The following is a 17,435-nucleotide window of genomic DNA, read 5'->3' on the forward strand; positions in this document are numbered from 1 at the left end:
TGGTACTTACTCTCTGTGATTATCATTCTCATTTACCTTTTTATTCTCAATAAACCTGTCAATAAGCTCTCATCTTTTTGAAGCTTGAGGGGGAAAATGCTTTGTCTGTCAAGCTTTTGAGCTGCTTGTCACCCCTTCAGCTTCCAGTTACTTGAACCGATTTGCTTATGGCGGTTCAGCCATTGCAGATGGGATAGTTTTTTCTCGTACTTTCGGTAACTTTTCGCCCCCTCCACTACAATCCCGGTAGATAGAACAGCTAGTGCTTTTATTCCCAGGTCTACTCCCACTACGGGATGGGGTTTGGGGCGGTTGACTGGTTCATATTCCAAATGAAAGCTGATAAACCATCGGTCAGCCGTTCTAAATATGGTCACAGACTTGGGTTGAAAGCAGACAGGTAGCCGCTCATAAGTTCTCAGCCAGCCAATGACCGGAACTCTCACTTTAAAGTGAGCTGTGGGTTTTCTACAGGCAAAGGCAGCCTATTCTTCCTCAATCAGCGCCATTGAGTCAATGGGTATGACACTGTAGCTGCCAAATATTTTCAGAATTTCTGTATGAGCGGCAGCTTCTGAGAGCGCCTCTTGCACCAACGGTGTAGAAGCATTAGCTTCTAAATCAATAAAGAAAAGATACTCACCCAGCGATCGCTTCGTTGGGCGAGACTCAATTCGACTCAGGTTAATCTCTCGCTGGGCAAAGGCTTGCAGGGGTTTAACTAACGCTCCTGGCACATTAGCAGGGGTGCTAAAAGCTAAGGAGGTATGACTACCGCCAGAGGATGGTTGCTGACCAACAATCCAAAAGCGAGTACAGTTATCAGGATAATCATTGATCGCCGCCGCCAGGATAGGTAACTGGTAAAGCAGCGCCGCCCGTTGTGAAGAGATCGCGCCGGCTGTGTAGTCGGTATCCAAATGCTGTAAGGCTTCTGTGGTTGAGTTGGTCGGTATAAGTTGCACTGAGGGCAGACACTTCTGGAGCCACCCTTGACATTGGGCTAAGGCTTGAGGATGAGAATAAACTGTTTGGATTGCCTGGAGACGAGATGCTCGTGACAACAGGGCATGTTGGATCGGCAAAACCAATGCCTGTTGAATTTGCAGTTGATCCAGTTGCCATAGGGTATCCAACGTAATTGTTACACTGCCTTCAATGGAATTTTCCACAGGCACCACAGCCAAATCAACTTGCCCTTGGGCGACCGCGTGTAAGGTTTGGGCAATGCTGGGATAAGGGCATAACCAGGGTTTTGAATCACATTTACTGGCAAGGGTGCGACAGTAAGCTAAGGCAGCCGCTTCCGCGTAAGTCCCTGGTGGTCCTAGATGGGCAATTGAGATTGACATAAAATACACTTTACCTTATAATATGCGTTTTTTTATTCTCCGTAATGAGATTTAATCTTTTCCTTCCTAAGGACTAAACGTTTAGACTGATCGAGGTCATTAAAGTCTTCTATAGGAAGATAACGCTTGGCGATCAAAATTTCTACAATCAGAGTAAGGATTAAGTTATATGCTGTGGTCTCATTTAGGAGACTCGCTCATGTCCATAACCTTAAAAAATTTCGCCCAATTATGTAAATAAAGCTTAATTAAAGTAAGATTAACATTAAGAAACTTAGACGAAACCCAACGTTGCTCTCACCCTATGACCAGCCAGTTTACTGCATCCCAATCCGTAGAAATTACTGTACCGGAACAATCTGTACCCATTCAGCACTATTTACGTCAACCTCAGCGGTTGGTACAGGCGATCGCCGACCCAAATCTGATCGAGCAACTGAGTCCAGAGCAGTTTCGCCTGAAGATGCGTCCATTGCATTTTCTGTCATTAACCTTTCAACCGAGAGTCACCCTCAAAGTTTGGACAGATGTTAATGGTACAGTTCAACTACGATCGGTAGACTGCGACATTCCTGGATTGGACTATATTAATCAACGCTTTACCCTACAGGTCAATGGGAAACTCTATCCTGAGTCAAACCACAGCCAAACTAAACTTAAAGGCAGAGCGGATGTAAAGGTTCGGGTAGATATTCCCTTTCCCATTTCTCTGACACCTCAACCCATTATCGAAAAAACCGGCAATGGATTACTCAAAAGTGTTTTACTACGGATTAAGCAGAAATTAATGCATCAACTGCTATTGGATTATAGTCAATGGGCTAACGCGGATCGTCAAACCCTTAATCAGTCTAACTCTCAGCATCTTACACCTGTCGATAATCCTACCATTTAGGGGGATTAGGGAGGTTTTGAGTTCACTCCCCTGCACCCCAGCTTCCTATCTCCCTCATCCCCCATCCCTGAATTGACAAGGACGAAAGGAACGGCGATGTTGCGGCGAAGGACCCAACTGTTGGAGGGCTAAACGATGTCGTTGAGTTCCGTATCCCTTATTAGCGGCTAAGTCATAATCGGGATACTTAGTCGCTAAACGCTCAATTAAATCATCACGCCAGACTTTCGCCACAATACTAGCCGCCGCAATTTCTAGTGATCGCTCATCCCCTTTAATTAGACTCTTTTGGGATACGGGTAAACCAACCAACGCTTGTCTCCCATCGATCAGGCATAAATCGGGCTGCACTTTCAACTTAAGCACAGCCCGTTTCATTGCCAACAAAGAGGCTTGTAATATATTAATTTGATCGATTTCAGCACTAGTGGCATAACCAATACTCCAATCGATAGCCAGCTCTTTAATCGCTTGCGCCAATTTCTGGCGTCGTAGACGAGTTAACTGTTTACTATCTTTCATTCCCGAACCAGCCAAGTTGAGCAGAGTCGATGCAGGTAAAATAACCGCTGCTGCTACAACCGGACCAAATAAAGCGCCACACCCAACTTCATCCACTCCGGCAACCAATTTGCGATCGCCCGATAGTTCCGGTAGTTGGCAATAGTTGACTGAATTCTCCATAGTCATGGATACCTGAGACTCAGTCAGGGCGGGTTTTGAGTGAAGGTTATCATCCATACATAGTCCAACGAGAGTGGCTCGCCTCCGCCCTTAACGGCGCTTCTTGCATCACGGAAAGGAACACTCAACGTGTTCGCGGGAGTCCCCAGGTTCTGCGTAGCCACCTGGGGAGGGACAGCGGGACGGCTTAGGGACGAAGCCGTCCAACACATCTCCCCTAAGCCACGCATAATCTGCATGAACGCTTAAGTAATTTGACCTTGCTAGGGCTGAATTGTCCAATTCTTTTCCATTCATAGTTGTAGACTGAGATGTTTTTGGACTTACCTGTTTGGGTATAACCACCAATCCAACCTCTGTAAATCTGTCCCGCTTTCTCGGCTTGAACAAAGTCACCCCTACGGAAACCAAAAGGTGTAATTGTTCCACCCTTGCGCTTACGGTATTGGTTGGAATTAGGCTTGTGGCTGTCGGGATTCTCGAAGTGGAGTTGACGCCTATAAATATTAGGTTTGGCTATCACTTTGAATGATGCTGGCGTGACACAAGCGGAGCCTTCCCAATTACCACCCCTTACATTACCGGAATGCCACTCACGCCACTTAATGAAATGACTAGCGGCTAGTGCAACACCGTCATTACTGTGCGTTTCTTCCACGGCTTTTGACTTGTCAGCCTTATCCTTTGGAAGTTTTAGCCACTGCCTTAAGTTAGAGGTCTGCCAGCCAAATTGAGTAGCTGTTGGTGCAATTCTCTCCAACCATTCCAACATGACTCGTTGCCCTACCATCGCTGGACTAAACCCTTTATCGCCACGAGTTTTGATGTATTCGTAAACGATGTTAGAGATCGGAAATAATCGGCCAACTTCCTTAACCACTCTCAGCTCTAGTTGCCGATTAGCTCTGATACTCGGAGGCAGCTTTTTAGCTACTCGATTATCAAACCGTTTGGCGCGATGACACCGTTGGTCATAAGGTAGTTTGCGGTTGATTCGTCGTCCACGTCTAGCTCTCCGAAGTATCCGCCTTGCTGTCATCTTTTTTGTGACATTGGGGAACGGGAGAATTAAATGCAGCTTGAGCAGGGTGAAGAGAGAACTTTGAACTCCAACGCCACTAAACAGTTTGCCAGGGTCGATACCAATGACTACATCTTGGGTTTTATGCCCAGACGGTTCATTGATGAGTTGAATCGCAAAAACATTCAGGTTATTAGGATAGATTCTGGCAATTCCTTCTTTAAGCCATCGCCTAGCTCTTGAAGGTTTGGTGGGCATTAGTGGACGCCCATCAGGTGAAATTACAGGGACTCGTTGCATAGGATATAATCCTTACAAAAAGTTACTTGTTCCTTACCGCCATCTGATAAAAGATGTCCTTTCTTAGAGCAACCTAGTCAGAGGTTTTACAGAGGTTTAGTCTAGGAAAATAACTAAACGTGTGTACCATTATCAGACTCATGCGGTAGACAACTTTTACTGAAAACTGACCTTTCCAAGCTCACGGTTCAACGAAGTAACCGTGAGTAGTTGACAACGTTTCCATTGCTCATTCACTCATTTTCCATCGCCGAAGAACGGCGGCGACGACGACGAATCAAAGATGGCTTCGTTTCCGATTCACTGGCTGAGGTTGATTCAGCCGATGATTCTGAATCGACAGCAACTCCCGATGAAGTAACCAATACCTTGTCTGAACCCTCTTCTAAGTCAGATTCCTCTGATGGGCTAGAAATATCCTCCCATGAATCGTCCGCTACGTCAGCTATGTCATTGGTGGAAGTATCCGATTCAGCTTCTCCAGGAAGTACCACCGAAACCATAACCGATCTGGGATTTCTAATCTCCCGGTCTAAGCGCACTAACGGTGAAATGCCCATCAAAGCATAAACATCCTGTTCCTCCGGGGTCATCTCAACCTGAATAACTTCCGGTGGTTCCATTTCTACCACCGAGCGAATTAGCTGGGGTCTGCCCACTCGTTCGCTGGAGTCTGGCGCGATGGGACGTTCAACTGAGGTACTATCACGCCTGATCTCCTCTACGTCTTCACCCACATCAGAGGAGCGTTGAGACACGGGTATTGGACGAATATTGCTCTTGGCGATGGGTTCATCTTTGGAGATCACATCATCCAAGCGGCGACGGCGGCGGCGGCGATTAGTGCCATTGGTGATTCCCCTTTCTTGATAACTCGGATGATTGAGTTCCAGTTCATCCGGTTCATTAAAGCCAGGGATATCCAAGGGTTCTGGAAGATCAGAGCTTTCTGGGACTTCAACGCGAGAAACAGGCTCTAGCTCTTGTTGCACTTGAGGTTCTGGTTCACCAGGAAGATGCACCAAATGTCCTAAACCACCGCAGCTTGGACAAGTGCGACCAAATAATTCGTAAATATTTTGACCCTGGCGCTTACGAGTGAGTTCGACTAATCCCAGTTCTGAAAGTTGGGCGATTTGGGGTCTGGCTTTGTCCATTTTCAACGCTTTGTTGAAATGTTCCAGAACCTGCAATTGGTCACGCCGCGAGTCCATATCGATAAAGTCCACGATGATTACGCCAGCAATGTTACGTAGGCGTAATTGGCGGGCGATTTCCGTTGCGGCTTCACAGTTAGTCCACAGAACCGTTTCTCGTGCAGTTGCCGAACGAGTAAAGGAACCGGAGTTCACATCAATGACAATGAGAGCTTCCGTCTGTTGGATGATAATGTAGCCTCCGGATGGCAGATCGACTCGTGGCTTTAAGGCTTCTCGAATCGCCGCATTAATGCGGAAATAATCGAGAATTGAGAGGCGATCGCGGTGATGGTCAATTAAAACTCCTTCCGGTGATCTGCCGCCACTCCAGCTCACTAACTGCTGCTTCACCCGCTTGACCCCAGTATGGGAATCAACCACAATTCGATTCACATCCGCTGTGTACATATCACGGAGGACTCGCTGGATAAAATCATCATCGCGATTGAGTAGGGATGGCGCTCTCGTCGAGGTTGCCTCCTGTTGGATGGCTTCCCATTGGCGTTGCAGTGCCTCCAAATCCTCCATAATCGCTTCTTCGGCTCTGCCCTCGGCTTCGGTGCGAACCAATAATCCCATCCCAGCGGGTTTGATCAGCACAGCCAAGGCTCTGAGGCGATTACGCTCGTTTTCGTTTTTTATCCGTCGGGATAAATTAACACCTCGTCCATAGGGCATCAGCACCAGATAACGACCCGGAAGGCTGATATTTCCAGTCAGCCGAGGACCTTTATTTCCCGTCGGCTCCTTCATCACTTGGACTAAGACTTTTTGCTGCGGGGTGAGCAGTTCCGTAATTGCCCCAGAGCGACGTTTAAGTCGCACAGGACCCAAGTCGGTAACGTGAATAAATCCATTGCGTTCGGCATCGCCGATATTGACAAATGCGGCATCAATGCCCGGTAAAACGTTTTCGACAATGCCGAGATAAATATCACCGACTTGGTGGCTGCCGGTGGCAACGACAAGTTCTTGAATCTGATCTTCTGAAAATACAGCAGCCAGCCGATATTGCTCTGCAATAATAATTTGTTTTGCCATTCAATTTCCTCAAAATTTGGCAGTACTTTCAAGTACTGAAGCTTGGTTTTTGTGGGAATTTTAGATAGCTGATTAGTTTAGAGGGCAGGCAAACGAGCCAAGCTTGAAAAATGCTTGAATGCTTGTCTGAATTGCCTTTTCCTCCAAAAATATTAAATCGCATACCTAAAATTGATCGGTCACTCTTGCTTTGGCTACCCCTTATGATTCTGAAAAGCAAAAACTTTAGCTTTACTTAGAAAACGTAAATTGTGATCGGGGAGTGACTGAAGACTACTGACACTCTCGTAGATCAACTTTTTCTCCAATGCTACAGGTAGCCAATGTCATGCCCCTTTGTCCAAGGGCTAGCATTGGAGTTTGGTAACGTGCAAGTTAAAGCTCTGGAAGTGTGAATCAGTTACGGATAGTATCTACAGATAGTTTACACAGGTCGAACCTAGTGTCACTGTTGGTACGCTAACTGTTTCCTCAATTTTACATTATACTGCGTTGATTGTTGATTGTTAATGGGTAGAAACCATCAGTTTACCTGTGAGGGGGTTCCGGGTGCTCCCGAAAGCTGGGGAGATGGGAGCGATTTCCTCATCAACAAAGGACAAAGGACGAATGAGGAATCTCCAATCACCCTAACTAGACCGACGTGTAAGGGTTTTGAGCTTGACGCAGGGACGTAATTGTCGCGATCGCGTGTTGGGCAACGGTATCGATTTCCTCGGCTGTATTACAGCGCCCAATACCAAACCTAATCGAAGCATGAGCTAGGGATTCTGAATGTCCTAGTGCCAAAAGGACGTGGGATGGCGCTACATTAGTCGAGGAGCAAGCCGAACCTGAGGAAACCGCGACTATCGGCTGTAATCCCAACAGGAGAGCAGAACCGTCCACCCCTTCCACGGAAATATTAAGATTTCCTGACAATCGCTGGTGAGGATGACCATTTAGGTGAATCCCCCCTAGCTGAGACAGGGCGTTCCAAAGCTGTTCCCGTAGCTGGAGGAGGCGTTGAGATTCGGAGGTTTGTTCAGCTAAGCCTAGTTCCACCGCTTTAGCAAAGCCAACGATTTGTGGTGTATAGAGGGTACCCGAACGGATTCCCCGTTCCTGTCCCCCTCCCTGAATTTGTGAAGCTAACTTAACTCTTGGGTTACGGCGGCGGACATAAAGCGCCCCAATACCCTTGGGTCCATAAAGTTTATGGGCTGTTAGGGACATCAGGTCAATATTCATATCCTGGACATCCAAGGAAATTTTACCAAGCCCTTGAGCGGCGTCGGTATGGAAGAGTACCTGATGCTGGTGACACAGTTTCCCAATTTCAGCCAGGGGTTGTAATACACCAATTTCGTTATTGGCTGCCATGACTGAGACTAAGATTGTATCAGGACGAATAGCTTTTTCAAGCTGAGTTAAATCAAGTAGTCCATCCCTTTGGACAGGCAAAAGCGTGACCTCAAATCCTAAGTTTTGTAAATAGGTACAGGGATCAAGCACCGCCCGATGTTCGGTTTGGACGGTAATAATATGACGCCCTTTACTGAAATAGGCTTCAGCAACTCCTTTAATCGCTAAATTATTCGCTTCTGTTGCACCACTGGTGAAAACAATTTCCTCTGGTGTGGCGTGGATAGCGTCAGCTAGAGTTTGTCGTGCTTGTTTTACCGCTGCTTCCGCTTCCCAACCGTAAGCGTGGCTGATACTGGAAGGGTTGCCGAAATGTTCTCTAAAAAAGGGCAGCATCGCCTCTAGCACCCGTTCATCCATGGGGGTGGTGGCGTGGTTATCAAGGTAAATTGGACGATGAGACATAATTAGTAAATCGCCATTTGTCATTTTTAGTATGCCACGCCACTCTAGAAAATTGGCTGACTGAAAGGGATGCAGAATGTGAGTTATGACGGACATCCTATTAAAGGTTTATTTTACTACAAGGGAGTGTTAGCGATCGCGCTTTTGTTAAGATGAATAGCACGCTCAGATGAGGCTAATGGGCATTGCCCACCCTACGATCTATCAAGGGTTTAGGCGATCCAAAAATGCACGCTTTTCAGTGCCATTCTTGTTAAGATACTTTCAGGTATCTAAAAAAAAGAACCTTAATGTAAAGAGACGCTTATTATGTCAGAGTTGGCTACTCAAGAGACAACATCCCAAACTATAGTAGGCTGGGAACCATCCATGCCCCCAACTGACTTAATCTTTGATGATGGAGAACCGTTGGAAAGTAATCGCCACCGTATTTCTATAAATGTCCTGATTCGGTCGTTGCAGCAAGCGTATCTTGCTCGCCATGATTTCTTCACGAGCGGTAATATGTTTATTTATTACAGCAGTGAGCAGGCGCGGAACCGGGATTTTAAAGGGCCAGATTTCTTTGCGGTATTAAATGTTGACGGGACTACTGAACGGCAAGGTTGGGTTGTGTGGGAAGAAGGGGGGCGTTACCCTGATGTAATTGTCGAATTAATGTCTCCTTCTACGGCGTCTGTGGATACGGGGACGAAGAAAGATATTTATGAACGTATTTTTAGAACACCGGATTACTTTGTTTTTAATCCCTTTGAACCCAATTCATTGCAGGGTTGGCATTTGGATGCGTCTCAACAATATCAACCATTAGTCCCTAATGAGCAGGGTTGGCTGTGGTGTCAAAAATTGGGGTTGTGGTTGGGAACTTGGCAAGGAACCATAGACCGAGAGACGGCGGTTTGGTTACGATTTTATGATCAAAATGGTAATCTTGTTCCCCTACCTGAAGAAGCGGCTCAACAGCGAGGATTTCAACAAGGGACATTACGACAGTTATTGCGTATCCTCTCTATGCGCTTTGAACAGGTTCCGCTAGATATTGAGCAACGTTTACAGGTACTTGAAATTAATCAATTAGAGGATTTGGTGGAAGTAGCTTTAACTGCACAAACCCTGGCGCAATTTATCAGTATTGTACCTGAAGGTTCATGATAGAATTAGACGCGATCGCATACCTCATCTACAGTAATCCGGCGACTAGCTTGAATACGTTTTGATGGGAAAGTTCCTGATTTTAATCCTGGGGAGTGATGCACAAGCTCGTCAGTTTAGCGAATATAGGTCATTATTGATACTGTAGCCTCATCGATAACTCTAAATGAGTTTATTTACCAATGCGTCAACATCCAACAGCGATCGCACTTATTTCACTTCTGTGCTTAGGGAGTACGGCTGCATTAGCCGCTAAGACTAACCCATCCCCGACACCGACTAAAGACTTATCCTTTGAGTTGAAAGCGGTTGATAACCATTTTGACCCCCGTCAACTCGCACCAGGCGAGGAATTTATGGGTCTGGAAGTTGTCTCAGTTCAAGCTGACTCATTACCTGAGTATGGTGTAATTGGGCGAGTCCAATTTCGAGGTCAAATTGCTCTCACTGGGACTTACGAACCTAATCACCAGCTTCCAGGAAACACCAAGATCCCATGTTTTGTTGTTGATGAAGCCGCCGCCAAACAGTTACCCAGATTTCGGGGCGATGATCGCCAAGTTTGGTTTTGTTTCAATAATCCCGAGGTCGCTAAGCAGCAATTGGGTGGAGAGGATAGTCAACCGAAAAAAGCGATAATCGTGATCAATGATTATGAGACGGTTTATTATCCCTCCGATGCATTTGATACTGCTACTTTAGTGCGGGTGATTACTCAAGAGTAAAATTCCTGCCAAAATTTTACCAATAGCGGCAGCGATCGCGATCGCAATTAAAGCTGAAATATTACCCTGTAGTAGAAAATCAAAGCTAGTCCAAACTAGAGACGTTAACGCGATCGCACTCAATAATACCAGCAAGACTAAATCCTGATCCACAACCGTAGATTCCTGAACCAAGTCAGGATCAGAAGTTTGACGATAGGGGAGTTTAGGCAAAGGTATCCGCGCGATCGCTATCATGATGATTACAAGTAGCGATACCAGTAACCCTGTCCCTTCATATTCTGCTAATCCTAACCCACCACCCACCGCTAATCCTACCACTCCTGGTGCGGCAAATAATCCAGCGCCCAGAGTTGATTGAGGCGTTTCCCAAACCGCTATCGCCCCCCCGCCAACATGAAACATGGCTGAACCTGATTTTGACTTCAGCGCGATCGCAGGGACAGATGGAGTTTCTTATCGCACAATAGACCGAGGGCGATCGCCACAAGCAACCCCACTGCCAGCCCATAGGGTCGTAGATTACTACCATCTGGCATCACCATGACCGGTATGACCCACCCCCAAGCATTGACCGCAGTATGCAGCACGAGGGCGGGCAACACACTGCCCTGAGTGTGGTTGAACAGCCACGCAAACAGCACCGACAGGGCCACCGTACTCATCATAAATAGGCCAAAGGGGAGGTGGCTTTGCGTCGTGTCGGCCATATAAAACAGCGGCAGATGCCAGATGCCCCACACCCCACCCAAGAAAAGGCTAGCCACGCGCCAGCTATAGCGCTCTTGCAAAACAGGCAAGGCATAACCCCGCCAGCCAAATTCCTCGCCCAGTGGGCCGCCCAGCACCAGTATCAGGCCAAAGTTCACCACGGCTAGGAGCACATGCCCGGATGCCGGAGACGGTGCGATCGTGCCGCCCAATGCGATGTGCCCAGCAGCGGCCAGCCCCATGACCGCCAAAGGCAAGAAAAACGAGAGAGCCAGCCAACGCCAACCCACTCGCCATTGCAGCGATCGCCTGAGCCAACGATGCAGCCCTTCCTGTCCACTGGAATACCTCACTACCGCGATCGCTGCGATGCCGGGGCCAAAACTCCCCGCGATAATCAACATGCTCCCAACAGCAGGCAACGGAGGTCTGACCACCGAAGACAGCAGCCAGCATGCCCAAGACCAGGCAAATGTCAAGGCAAAGAATGCCAAAAGGCGCGGATTAAAGCCTAATTTACTGTGATGTGTCATTGCCCCATTATTAGTCAACATAAACCCTTTTTTGGTGCGAGAGATTTGCTTGTCCAAACACGGCGATCAGGATGATGACCACCACACAATTGACGAGAGCATCCACGATAGGGGATACCCCAAGGATAAATGCGCTAAATATGTTTAGAGCACCATGAAAAAGCGCCACAAGCAAGATACTGCCTTTAGTACTGTTGTAAATCCAGGTATAGATAAAAGCATTGGTCACGATGATGATGAACCAGAGGAAAGGAAACTCGGACATCGATTGGCCTACCAAAAAGATAAGCGGCAAATGCCATAAACCCCATAACATTCCCACTATGAGGGTGGCAGTTAAGGCATTATGTCGCTTCTGCAATCGTGGCAATGCGAAGCCACGCCACCCAATCTCTTCACAGGTAGTTGCTAAGAAATTAATCATGAAAGCAAAAATAGTGTAGAAAGATAAATTGCTTTGTGGTACTGCGATTGTTACGGTTACCAAAGGCCAAGATATAGAACCAAGCAACGGGGTATTTTCTCATTTTCCACCATCTTCTTTGACGTAAAATTGCTGTTGCTGTAATCTCGGCTCGATTGGGAACGCCAACCAAAACCACAAGTACAGAAAAATAAATCCAGGGATGACGATCGCTAAAACAACAGTGACAACCCGGAGCAGTGAAAGGGACTGGTGCCATTGTTGAGCGAGGGCTGAACAGACGCCTGCAATGACTTTGTGGCGGCGACTCCGGTAAAAAACAGCAGGGATTTCGCCTGAAGTGCTGCCTGTATCTTGGGAGCGCCGATGTTGTAAAATTCCGGAAATCAGCAGCCCGATCGCGCCCAAAATTGCTGATGGAATGGCAAAAATCGCCAGCCAGTGCGCCATCGCCAGCCCAGAGATCACGTCTCCTAGCCAAACCGGGGAAGGACAGCGAAAGCGGACAGCTTCTGCCGAGCAATTAAAGTGATTAGCCAAACCGAATGCGCCCCCAGTCATGAGAAACGGAGAAATTCCGTAGAAGATGCAGAGGCTCAACAAAAACAAGTGCCAACGGGTCGAGAGTCGTCGGAAAAATGCGATCGTGGCGATCGCAGGGCCAACCAATAAGAAGATGTAAATCAAAGTCAAATAAAACATGAGTTTTCCTGGATAAGTTTTCTTGACTTTTCATTAATTGAAATCAAATAACTTCAACTGCCCAAACCACAGCAGAAAAATGCTCCATCGAGTAAATTGTCAGCCTGCCGAATGTAGGTTAAAGGTGAAACCACTGGCTGAGTCCAGCGACATTGACAGGGCTATTTTTTTAGGTGGAATGCGTTTAAACCAGCACAGACTCAAGCGATCGCCTCAAACAGCGGGGTTGCCTCGACCGCGCAAGGGGTAAATGAAATGCGTATACTCCCGTCCCCGGCCGCATCAAAGCTCACTTGCCCAGATAGCCCTTGAGCCTTGGCGGCCTGAAGGATGTTCTCGGCGGCGCATCCTAAGGACACATACAAATGGTGGTCATCGGGATCGACCACCTGGCATCGTCGCGATAGATCCGGCAGAATGGCGATCGCCTGCTGCTCTACGTGAAACCGCCAGCACTGGGTGTTGTGGCTGGAGGGGGCGAGGGTGCCGTAACGCACCAGTTCTTTGAGTTGGGCAGATTGTGCAGGAGTCATGGTTTAGTCTCTGGAGGTGGGCGTGGTCACGCGATCGCTGCGAGTAAGCAAGCGACCATCGAAGCGAACCGGCAAGGGATCGCCGGACAGGGGCATGGCTAAAGAGCCCGGTCGCTGGGCGTGGATGTGAAGGTGGGGTTCGCCGCTGGCCCCAGAATTGCCAACCTCGGCAATGGCGTCCCCGACGGCAACGGCCATGCCCGACTGCACCAACAGACTCTGGGGGCGAAAATGGGCCAGGATGACCTCGGCCTCGCCGCACCGCAAAATCACATGATTTCCAGCCCGGTTGACCTGATCAGTCTCTGGGATGATCATATCTGGGAGACCATCGATCGCCTGCACCACCTGGCCTGCACAGGGAGCGAACACCGGCGCGCCGTAGATCAAGTACGCCCCAGGCTGCTTAGGGCTGATGCCGCGCGATCGCAGCCCCCACCGATTCACCTGAATGATATCGGTGCCGTAACTTTGGCCCCGATAGGCTTGAAAACGCGGCACTGACTCATCCAAAGTTTTCAGGTGGGCATTAATGCGAATATTACTACCGCCATTGACGATCAGAAAATGGCCACCCCGCAGCGGAAAGGTGAGGTCAACAGCAGATGCAGCCGCAGGAAACGGCCCCGCCCAACTGCGAACCGCCTCATTGCCAACATACACACCAAAGGCCACGCAGCCCACCACCATCACCCACCCCGGCCAGCTTAAGGGCATCCGATGCTTTGGCTGATGCTTCGTCACCCCCAGCCCCAACGCCAGCAAAAACAGTACCCCATAGAGATAGGGTGTCCACCAGGGCGGAAAGACCCAGATACCCATCCGGGCGATCGCAACCAGGGCAATCGCCGTCACCAGAGCTTGAACCCCCATCCCCAGCAGATTGCGGGGCTGCAAAAAAGCCAACCACCCAATCAACACGAGGGGAAACAGAATCTGGATCAGAATCAAGATCGTCATCGCAGACCTTCCCCGTCATTGTGAGTGTTTTTTGGGCAGCAATACTAGCAATTACTATCATTGGTGATTGGTGATTAGGCAATATAGCAATCCTATTTAGGTTGTGGCAATTTTCAAAACTGGAACCCTTGCTATACCTGGGTTTCAAACCGTTCACTTGTTGCATCCTATTTAGGATTGCTATAGCATTTGCTTGGCTCAAATACATAGTTTTAATGTACGTCTGTAGGGAGGGGTTTAGGAAGTTTCGTTATTAATGATAACCTTGCCTCAAAACCCGCCCTGACTAGATATTCCAGATGTAATCTGCTACATCTAGACTACCCTCATTTTGCCTATCTTTCGCATTCCTTATTTTATCCCCCAAATTTTAATCACGTCATTCTGGCTACCACTGGCAATTGTCCGTCCATCTGGACTAATTGCTACCGCTAAAACGGCTTCTGCATGGTCACTAATCCTGTGCAAAATTTCACCTGTCTGTAAATCCCAAACCTTAACTGTTTTATCGTTACTTCCACTAATAATTCTACGTCCATCTTGACTAATTACCACTGAAGTAACAGTTCCCGAATGACCGAACAGTGTGCGAATTTCCTCTCCTGTGCTCAAGTCCCAGAGTTTAATCGTTTTGTCAATACTGCTACTCACCAACGTTTTCCCATTGGGACTAATCGCCACTGAGGTAACGCTACCTGCATGACCGGTGAGTATTTTTCGATGACCAATCCAAATAGTACCATCAGCACAACCACTCACTAATCTTTTACCATCTGAACTAATGGCGAGGGAATACACCCAGTCTGACGGTTCGGTTAGGGTGTCAAGTTCAGCACCATTTTTAATATCCCAAACTTTAATTGTTGTATCCTGGCTACCGCTATAAATTCTCTGTCCGTCAGGACTAATCGTCACACAATATACTCGATCTGAATGACCTTCTAAGGTGTGTAGTTCTTTCCCACTTTTCAGGTTCCACACTTTCAGTGTGCGATCAAAACTCCCACTCACGACAGTTTGACCATCTGGACTAATCGCTACCCCATGTACCCAGTCAGAATGACCTCTAAAACAGGAGAGTTCCTGTCCATTGCTTAAATCCCATACTCGCACGATTGTATCTCCGCCACCACTGATTAAGGTTTTGCCATCGGGACTCATTGCTAGGGAGTAAACTGTTCCCTTGGGTCCGGATAACCAAAGACCGAGGATTTGTTCTTCGTGCATTAATACATCTCTATAGCAGCAAAAGCTTTGTTTATTTCTGGTACTCTATAAACTTAACCGCAGGGGGATTTTGTGTCACAATCTCAACAATGTGCGATCGCGCTAGGTAGCAATTTGGGTGATTCGAGTGCCATCCTAGAGGCGGCTATAGTCATGTTAGCGAAAACTCCCGGTATCACGGTAACGTCTCAGTCTAGCTGGTATCAAACCGCCCCCGTTGGTCCGCCGCAGCCGGATTATCTCAATGGTTGTGTGATTATAGATGTACAGCTAACCCCCCAGGACTTATTACAAACTACCCTCAGCATCGAAAAACAGTTCGGGCGGGAACGGCCCGAACGCTGGGGACCGAGAACCCTAGACTTAGATATCTTATTATTCGATAATTTAATAATAGACACCCCTACCCTGCAAATCCCCCACCCCCGGATGAGTGAACGAGCCTTTGTCCTGGTTCCCTTAGCCGAAATTGCCCCCGACTGGCTAGAACCGGTATCCGGATGTGCGATCGCACAACTCGTACAAAGGGTAGACTGTTCTGGAGTTCACCCCGTATAGTTAGACATGCCTCAAGGTAAAGAACCCCCTCAATTACTCAGACAACGCTTTGTTTATCAGGGACGCAAATTTAACTTTGAAGTTAATCACCTGCGTCTTCCCAACCAAGCTAAAGGCGACTGGGAATGCGTGCGTCACCCCGGTGGGGCGCTAGCGGTTCCTGTGACCCCAGATGGGAAACTGGTACTCGTGCGTCAATATCGGTTTACGGTACAACGGCGGTTATTAGAATTTCCGGCTGGAACCGTGGAACCCTTAGAAGACCCAGAAACGACAATCCAACGGGAAATCCAAGAAGAAATCGGATACCGGGCGCATCGTTGGCAATCTTTGGGCAATTTTGCCTTAGCACCAGGGTATTCTGATGAATATATTTACGCATTTCTGGCGCAAGATTTAGAGAAACTGGAGACGCCGCCAGGATTGGATGCGGATGAAGATTTAGAAACGGTATTGATGACACCTGAACAATTAGAAAAAGCGATTCATGGGGGAGATGCGGTTGATGCTAAATCGATTTGTAGCTTTTACCTAGCGCGTCCATTTTTGCAGCAATAGTGGGTGAATTGTTGTTGAAGATATCCCAGAAACCGTAGGGGCGCACGTCTGTGCGCCCTATCCAATTTGCGTCCTCATGCTATTGGTTATAGCGCTTCGCGCTCGTCTATTTACAAATACTGAAACGCTGCGTCTGCTGCTTTATGAATATTAAATTCATGAAGAGGTAACTCTTTTCTGATGGCAGTCTTCACTTTTTGCCACCAATGTTCAATTGGGTTCAAATCAGGAGAATAGCTAGGTAAGAACAGCAATTCACACCCAGCTTTTTCGATTAATTCTCTAATTTTACGGGAGTTATGAAAAGGCGCATTATCCATAATAATTACTTGTCCGGCTTGCACGATTGGTAATAAACATTTTTCTAGCCAAGTCTCTATTACCTTGGCTGTACAATATCCTTGATATACCATCGGCGCCAAAAATTTACTGTCACACAAAGCGCCGATAATACTTAGTCTATCTTGGCGTTTTCCCGGTCGCATACTATATAATCTTTCCCCTTTTTGACTCCATCCATAAGGGTAGCTTTCATTATTGTTTATTCCGCTTTCATCTATGTAGATTACCTGTTCTAATCTATACTGAGCTAGTTTTTGTTTAAACTCGCACCGTGCCTCTTCGCATCTTTCTTGATAACCATAAGTTTTTTTTTACGAGTGTAGCCAATTTTCTTCAACCCTCTACTAATTGTATGATGGCTGACATTACCCCACAATTGAGCTAATTCTTTTTGGGTTTTGTCCGGGTTGGTATCGACAAATTCTTTGAACTTATTCCAGTCTTTAATCACACAATTTTGAGCTGGGGGTTTGCCTTTTAAGGGAACTGTAGAACCCGTTTTATCTAGCTGTTCTTTCCATCTATAAAGAGTTGGACGACTAATCTTAAATGCCCGACTCACTTGACTGACTGACACGCCATTCCCTATCAGCTCCAAGGCACGTATTCGTATGTTTTGACTATAAGCGATCGCCATAGCTAGTAGACCTGATGAGAAGTTGTACATTCTTTATTCTAACTTGTAACTAGACCAGCGCGAAGCGCTATA

17 protein-coding genes and 3 pseudogenes are annotated in these 17,435 nt (G+C 47.4%); 5 read left to right on the plus strand and 15 right to left on the minus strand.

Going from position 1 to position 17,435, the window contains the following annotated elements; translation table 11 throughout:
- Positions 1-140: 140 nt before the first annotated feature.
- Together RID09_RS24505 and pheA are read right to left on the minus strand one after the other, a co-directional pair.
- Positions 141-455 (minus strand): annotated as a pseudogene (locus RID09_RS24505) (RNA-guided endonuclease TnpB family protein); the annotation flags it as partial.
- 30 nt (positions 456-485) lie between these two features.
- The gene (gene pheA, locus RID09_RS24510) at positions 486-1,352 is read right to left on the minus strand and encodes a prephenate dehydratase (protein WP_446338529.1); all 867 of its coding nucleotides are present in this window, start codon (positions 1,350-1,352) and stop codon (positions 486-488) included.
- Positions 1,353-1,656: 304 nt separating this feature from the next.
- On the opposite strand from pheA, the gene RID09_RS24515 reads away from it, so the two are divergent.
- Positions 1,657-2,247 (plus strand): DUF1997 domain-containing protein, encoded by a 591-nt coding sequence (locus tag RID09_RS24515; RefSeq protein WP_446338530.1) that lies wholly within the window; start codon positions 1,657-1,659, stop codon positions 2,245-2,247.
- Between the two features lie 54 nt (positions 2,248-2,301).
- On the opposite strand, the gene RID09_RS24520 is transcribed toward RID09_RS24515, so the two are convergent.
- The 4 genes from RID09_RS24520 to RID09_RS24535 form a co-directional block, all read right to left on the minus strand.
- On the minus strand, positions 2,302-2,937 hold the full coding sequence (locus RID09_RS24520; protein WP_446338544.1) for a ribonuclease HII: 636 nt from the start codon (positions 2,935-2,937) through the stop codon (positions 2,302-2,304).
- A gap of 211 nt (positions 2,938-3,148) precedes the next feature.
- Positions 3,149-4,252, minus strand: coding sequence for an RRXRR domain-containing protein (locus RID09_RS24525; protein ID WP_446338531.1), 1,104 nt, complete (start codon positions 4,250-4,252; stop codon positions 3,149-3,151).
- Positions 4,253-4,485: 233 nt separating this feature from the next.
- Entirely contained in the window at positions 4,486-6,492 is a 2,007-nt protein-coding gene (locus RID09_RS24530; RefSeq protein ID WP_446338532.1) for an Rne/Rng family ribonuclease, read from the minus strand.
- Positions 6,493-7,125: 633 nt separating this feature from the next.
- Positions 7,126-8,301 (minus strand): cysteine desulfurase family protein, encoded by a 1,176-nt coding sequence (locus tag RID09_RS24535; RefSeq protein ID WP_446338545.1) that lies wholly within the window; start codon positions 8,299-8,301, stop codon positions 7,126-7,128.
- Between the two features lie 309 nt (positions 8,302-8,610).
- Here RID09_RS24535 and RID09_RS24540 point away from each other — a divergent pair, with 309 nt between their 5' ends.
- Both RID09_RS24540 and RID09_RS24545 read left to right on the plus strand, forming a co-directional pair.
- Positions 8,611-9,453, plus strand: coding sequence for a Uma2 family endonuclease (locus RID09_RS24540; protein WP_446338533.1), 843 nt, complete (start codon positions 8,611-8,613; stop codon positions 9,451-9,453).
- Between the two features lie 182 nt (positions 9,454-9,635).
- A complete protein-coding gene (locus RID09_RS24545) occupies positions 9,636-10,178 on the plus strand; it encodes a hypothetical protein (RefSeq protein WP_446338534.1) in 543 nt (180 codons plus the stop codon).
- Here RID09_RS24545 and RID09_RS24550 read toward each other — a convergent pair.
- The 7 genes and pseudogenes from RID09_RS24550 to RID09_RS24580 form a co-directional block, all read right to left on the minus strand.
- Positions 10,152-10,583, minus strand: a complete 432-nt coding sequence (locus RID09_RS24550; RefSeq protein WP_446338535.1) for a hypothetical protein — start codon at positions 10,581-10,583, stop codon at positions 10,152-10,154. The genes RID09_RS24545 and RID09_RS24550 overlap by 27 nt on opposite strands.
- A gap of 20 nt (positions 10,584-10,603) precedes the next feature.
- Positions 10,604-11,422 (minus strand): CPBP family glutamic-type intramembrane protease, encoded by an 819-nt coding sequence (locus RID09_RS24555; RefSeq protein ID WP_446338536.1) that lies wholly within the window; start codon positions 11,420-11,422, stop codon positions 10,604-10,606.
- Between the two features lie 10 nt (positions 11,423-11,432).
- Positions 11,433-11,909, minus strand: a complete 477-nt coding sequence (locus RID09_RS24560) for a CPBP family glutamic-type intramembrane protease (protein ID WP_446338537.1) — start codon at positions 11,907-11,909, stop codon at positions 11,433-11,435.
- A gap of 36 nt (positions 11,910-11,945) precedes the next feature.
- A complete protein-coding gene (locus RID09_RS24565; RefSeq protein ID WP_446338538.1) occupies positions 11,946-12,548 on the minus strand; it encodes a PspC domain-containing protein in 603 nt (200 codons plus the stop codon).
- A 206-nt stretch (positions 12,549-12,754) separates the two neighbouring features.
- A pseudogene (locus RID09_RS24570) lies at positions 12,755-13,081 on the minus strand (Acg family FMN-binding oxidoreductase); the annotation flags it as partial.
- Between the two features lie 3 nt (positions 13,082-13,084).
- Positions 13,085-14,041 (minus strand): M23 family metallopeptidase, encoded by a 957-nt coding sequence (locus tag RID09_RS24575; RefSeq protein ID WP_446338539.1) that lies wholly within the window; start codon positions 14,039-14,041, stop codon positions 13,085-13,087.
- 351 nt (positions 14,042-14,392) lie between these two features.
- Positions 14,393-15,268: a WD40 repeat domain-containing protein gene (locus RID09_RS24580; protein WP_446338540.1), complete on the minus strand. Its 876-nt coding sequence runs from the start codon at positions 15,266-15,268 to the stop codon at positions 14,393-14,395.
- 72 nt (positions 15,269-15,340) lie between these two features.
- Between RID09_RS24580 and folK the strand changes: the two genes are divergently transcribed.
- Both folK and RID09_RS24590 read left to right on the plus strand, forming a co-directional pair.
- Entirely contained in the window at positions 15,341-15,826 is a 486-nt protein-coding gene (gene folK, locus RID09_RS24585; protein ID WP_446338541.1) for a 2-amino-4-hydroxy-6-hydroxymethyldihydropteridine diphosphokinase, read from the plus strand.
- A gap of 6 nt (positions 15,827-15,832) precedes the next feature.
- Positions 15,833-16,384 (plus strand): NUDIX hydrolase, encoded by a 552-nt coding sequence (locus RID09_RS24590; RefSeq protein ID WP_446338542.1) that lies wholly within the window; start codon positions 15,833-15,835, stop codon positions 16,382-16,384.
- A 110-nt stretch (positions 16,385-16,494) separates the two neighbouring features.
- Here RID09_RS24590 and RID09_RS24595 read toward each other — a convergent pair.
- Together RID09_RS24595 and RID09_RS24600 are read right to left on the minus strand one after the other, a co-directional pair.
- Positions 16,495-16,968, minus strand: a pseudogene (locus RID09_RS24595) (IS630 family transposase); the annotation flags it as partial.
- A gap of 5 nt (positions 16,969-16,973) precedes the next feature.
- Entirely contained in the window at positions 16,974-17,393 is a 420-nt protein-coding gene (locus RID09_RS24600) for a helix-turn-helix domain-containing protein (protein WP_446338543.1), read from the minus strand.
- Positions 17,394-17,435 lie beyond the last annotated feature (42 nt).

It is taken from the genome of Coleofasciculus sp. G1-WW12-02, from assembly GCF_040219735.1.
Taxonomy (GTDB): domain Bacteria; phylum Cyanobacteriota; class Cyanobacteriia; order Cyanobacteriales; family Coleofasciculaceae; genus Coleofasciculus.

Excerpts from the sequence above, each read along its gene's own strand:
- RID09_RS24525 (WP_446338531.1), bottom strand. The coding sequence starts at position 4,252 with ATGCAACGAGTCCCTGTAATTTCACCTGATGGGCGTCCACTAATGCCC.
- RID09_RS24520 (WP_446338544.1), bottom strand. The coding sequence starts at position 2,937 with ATGACTATGGAGAATTCAGTCAACTATTGCCAACTACCGGAACTATCG.
- RID09_RS24580 (WP_446338540.1), bottom strand. The coding sequence starts at position 15,268 with ATGCACGAAGAACAAATCCTCGGTCTTTGGTTATCCGGACCCAAGGGA.
- RID09_RS24565 (WP_446338538.1), bottom strand. The coding sequence starts at position 12,548 with ATGTTTTATTTGACTTTGATTTACATCTTCTTATTGGTTGGCCCTGCG.
- RID09_RS24530 (WP_446338532.1), bottom strand. The coding sequence starts at position 6,492 with ATGGCAAAACAAATTATTATTGCAGAGCAATATCGGCTGGCTGCTGTA.
- RID09_RS24540 (WP_446338533.1), top strand. The coding sequence starts at position 8,611 with ATGTCAGAGTTGGCTACTCAAGAGACAACATCCCAAACTATAGTAGGC.
- RID09_RS24555 (WP_446338536.1), bottom strand. The coding sequence starts at position 11,422 with ATGACACATCACAGTAAATTAGGCTTTAATCCGCGCCTTTTGGCATTC.
- RID09_RS24550 (WP_446338535.1), bottom strand. The coding sequence starts at position 10,583 with ATGTTTCATGTTGGCGGGGGGGCGATAGCGGTTTGGGAAACGCCTCAA.
- RID09_RS24600 (WP_446338543.1), bottom strand. The coding sequence starts at position 17,393 with ATGTACAACTTCTCATCAGGTCTACTAGCTATGGCGATCGCTTATAGT.
- RID09_RS24590 (WP_446338542.1), top strand. The coding sequence starts at position 15,833 with ATGCCTCAAGGTAAAGAACCCCCTCAATTACTCAGACAACGCTTTGTT.
- RID09_RS24515 (WP_446338530.1), top strand. The coding sequence starts at position 1,657 with ATGACCAGCCAGTTTACTGCATCCCAATCCGTAGAAATTACTGTACCG.
- RID09_RS24535 (WP_446338545.1), bottom strand. The coding sequence starts at position 8,301 with ATGTCTCATCGTCCAATTTACCTTGATAACCACGCCACCACCCCCATG.
- pheA (WP_446338529.1), bottom strand. The coding sequence starts at position 1,352 with ATGTCAATCTCAATTGCCCATCTAGGACCACCAGGGACTTACGCGGAA.
- RID09_RS24545 (WP_446338534.1), top strand. The coding sequence starts at position 9,636 with ATGCGTCAACATCCAACAGCGATCGCACTTATTTCACTTCTGTGCTTA.
- RID09_RS24575 (WP_446338539.1), bottom strand. The coding sequence starts at position 14,041 with ATGACGATCTTGATTCTGATCCAGATTCTGTTTCCCCTCGTGTTGATT.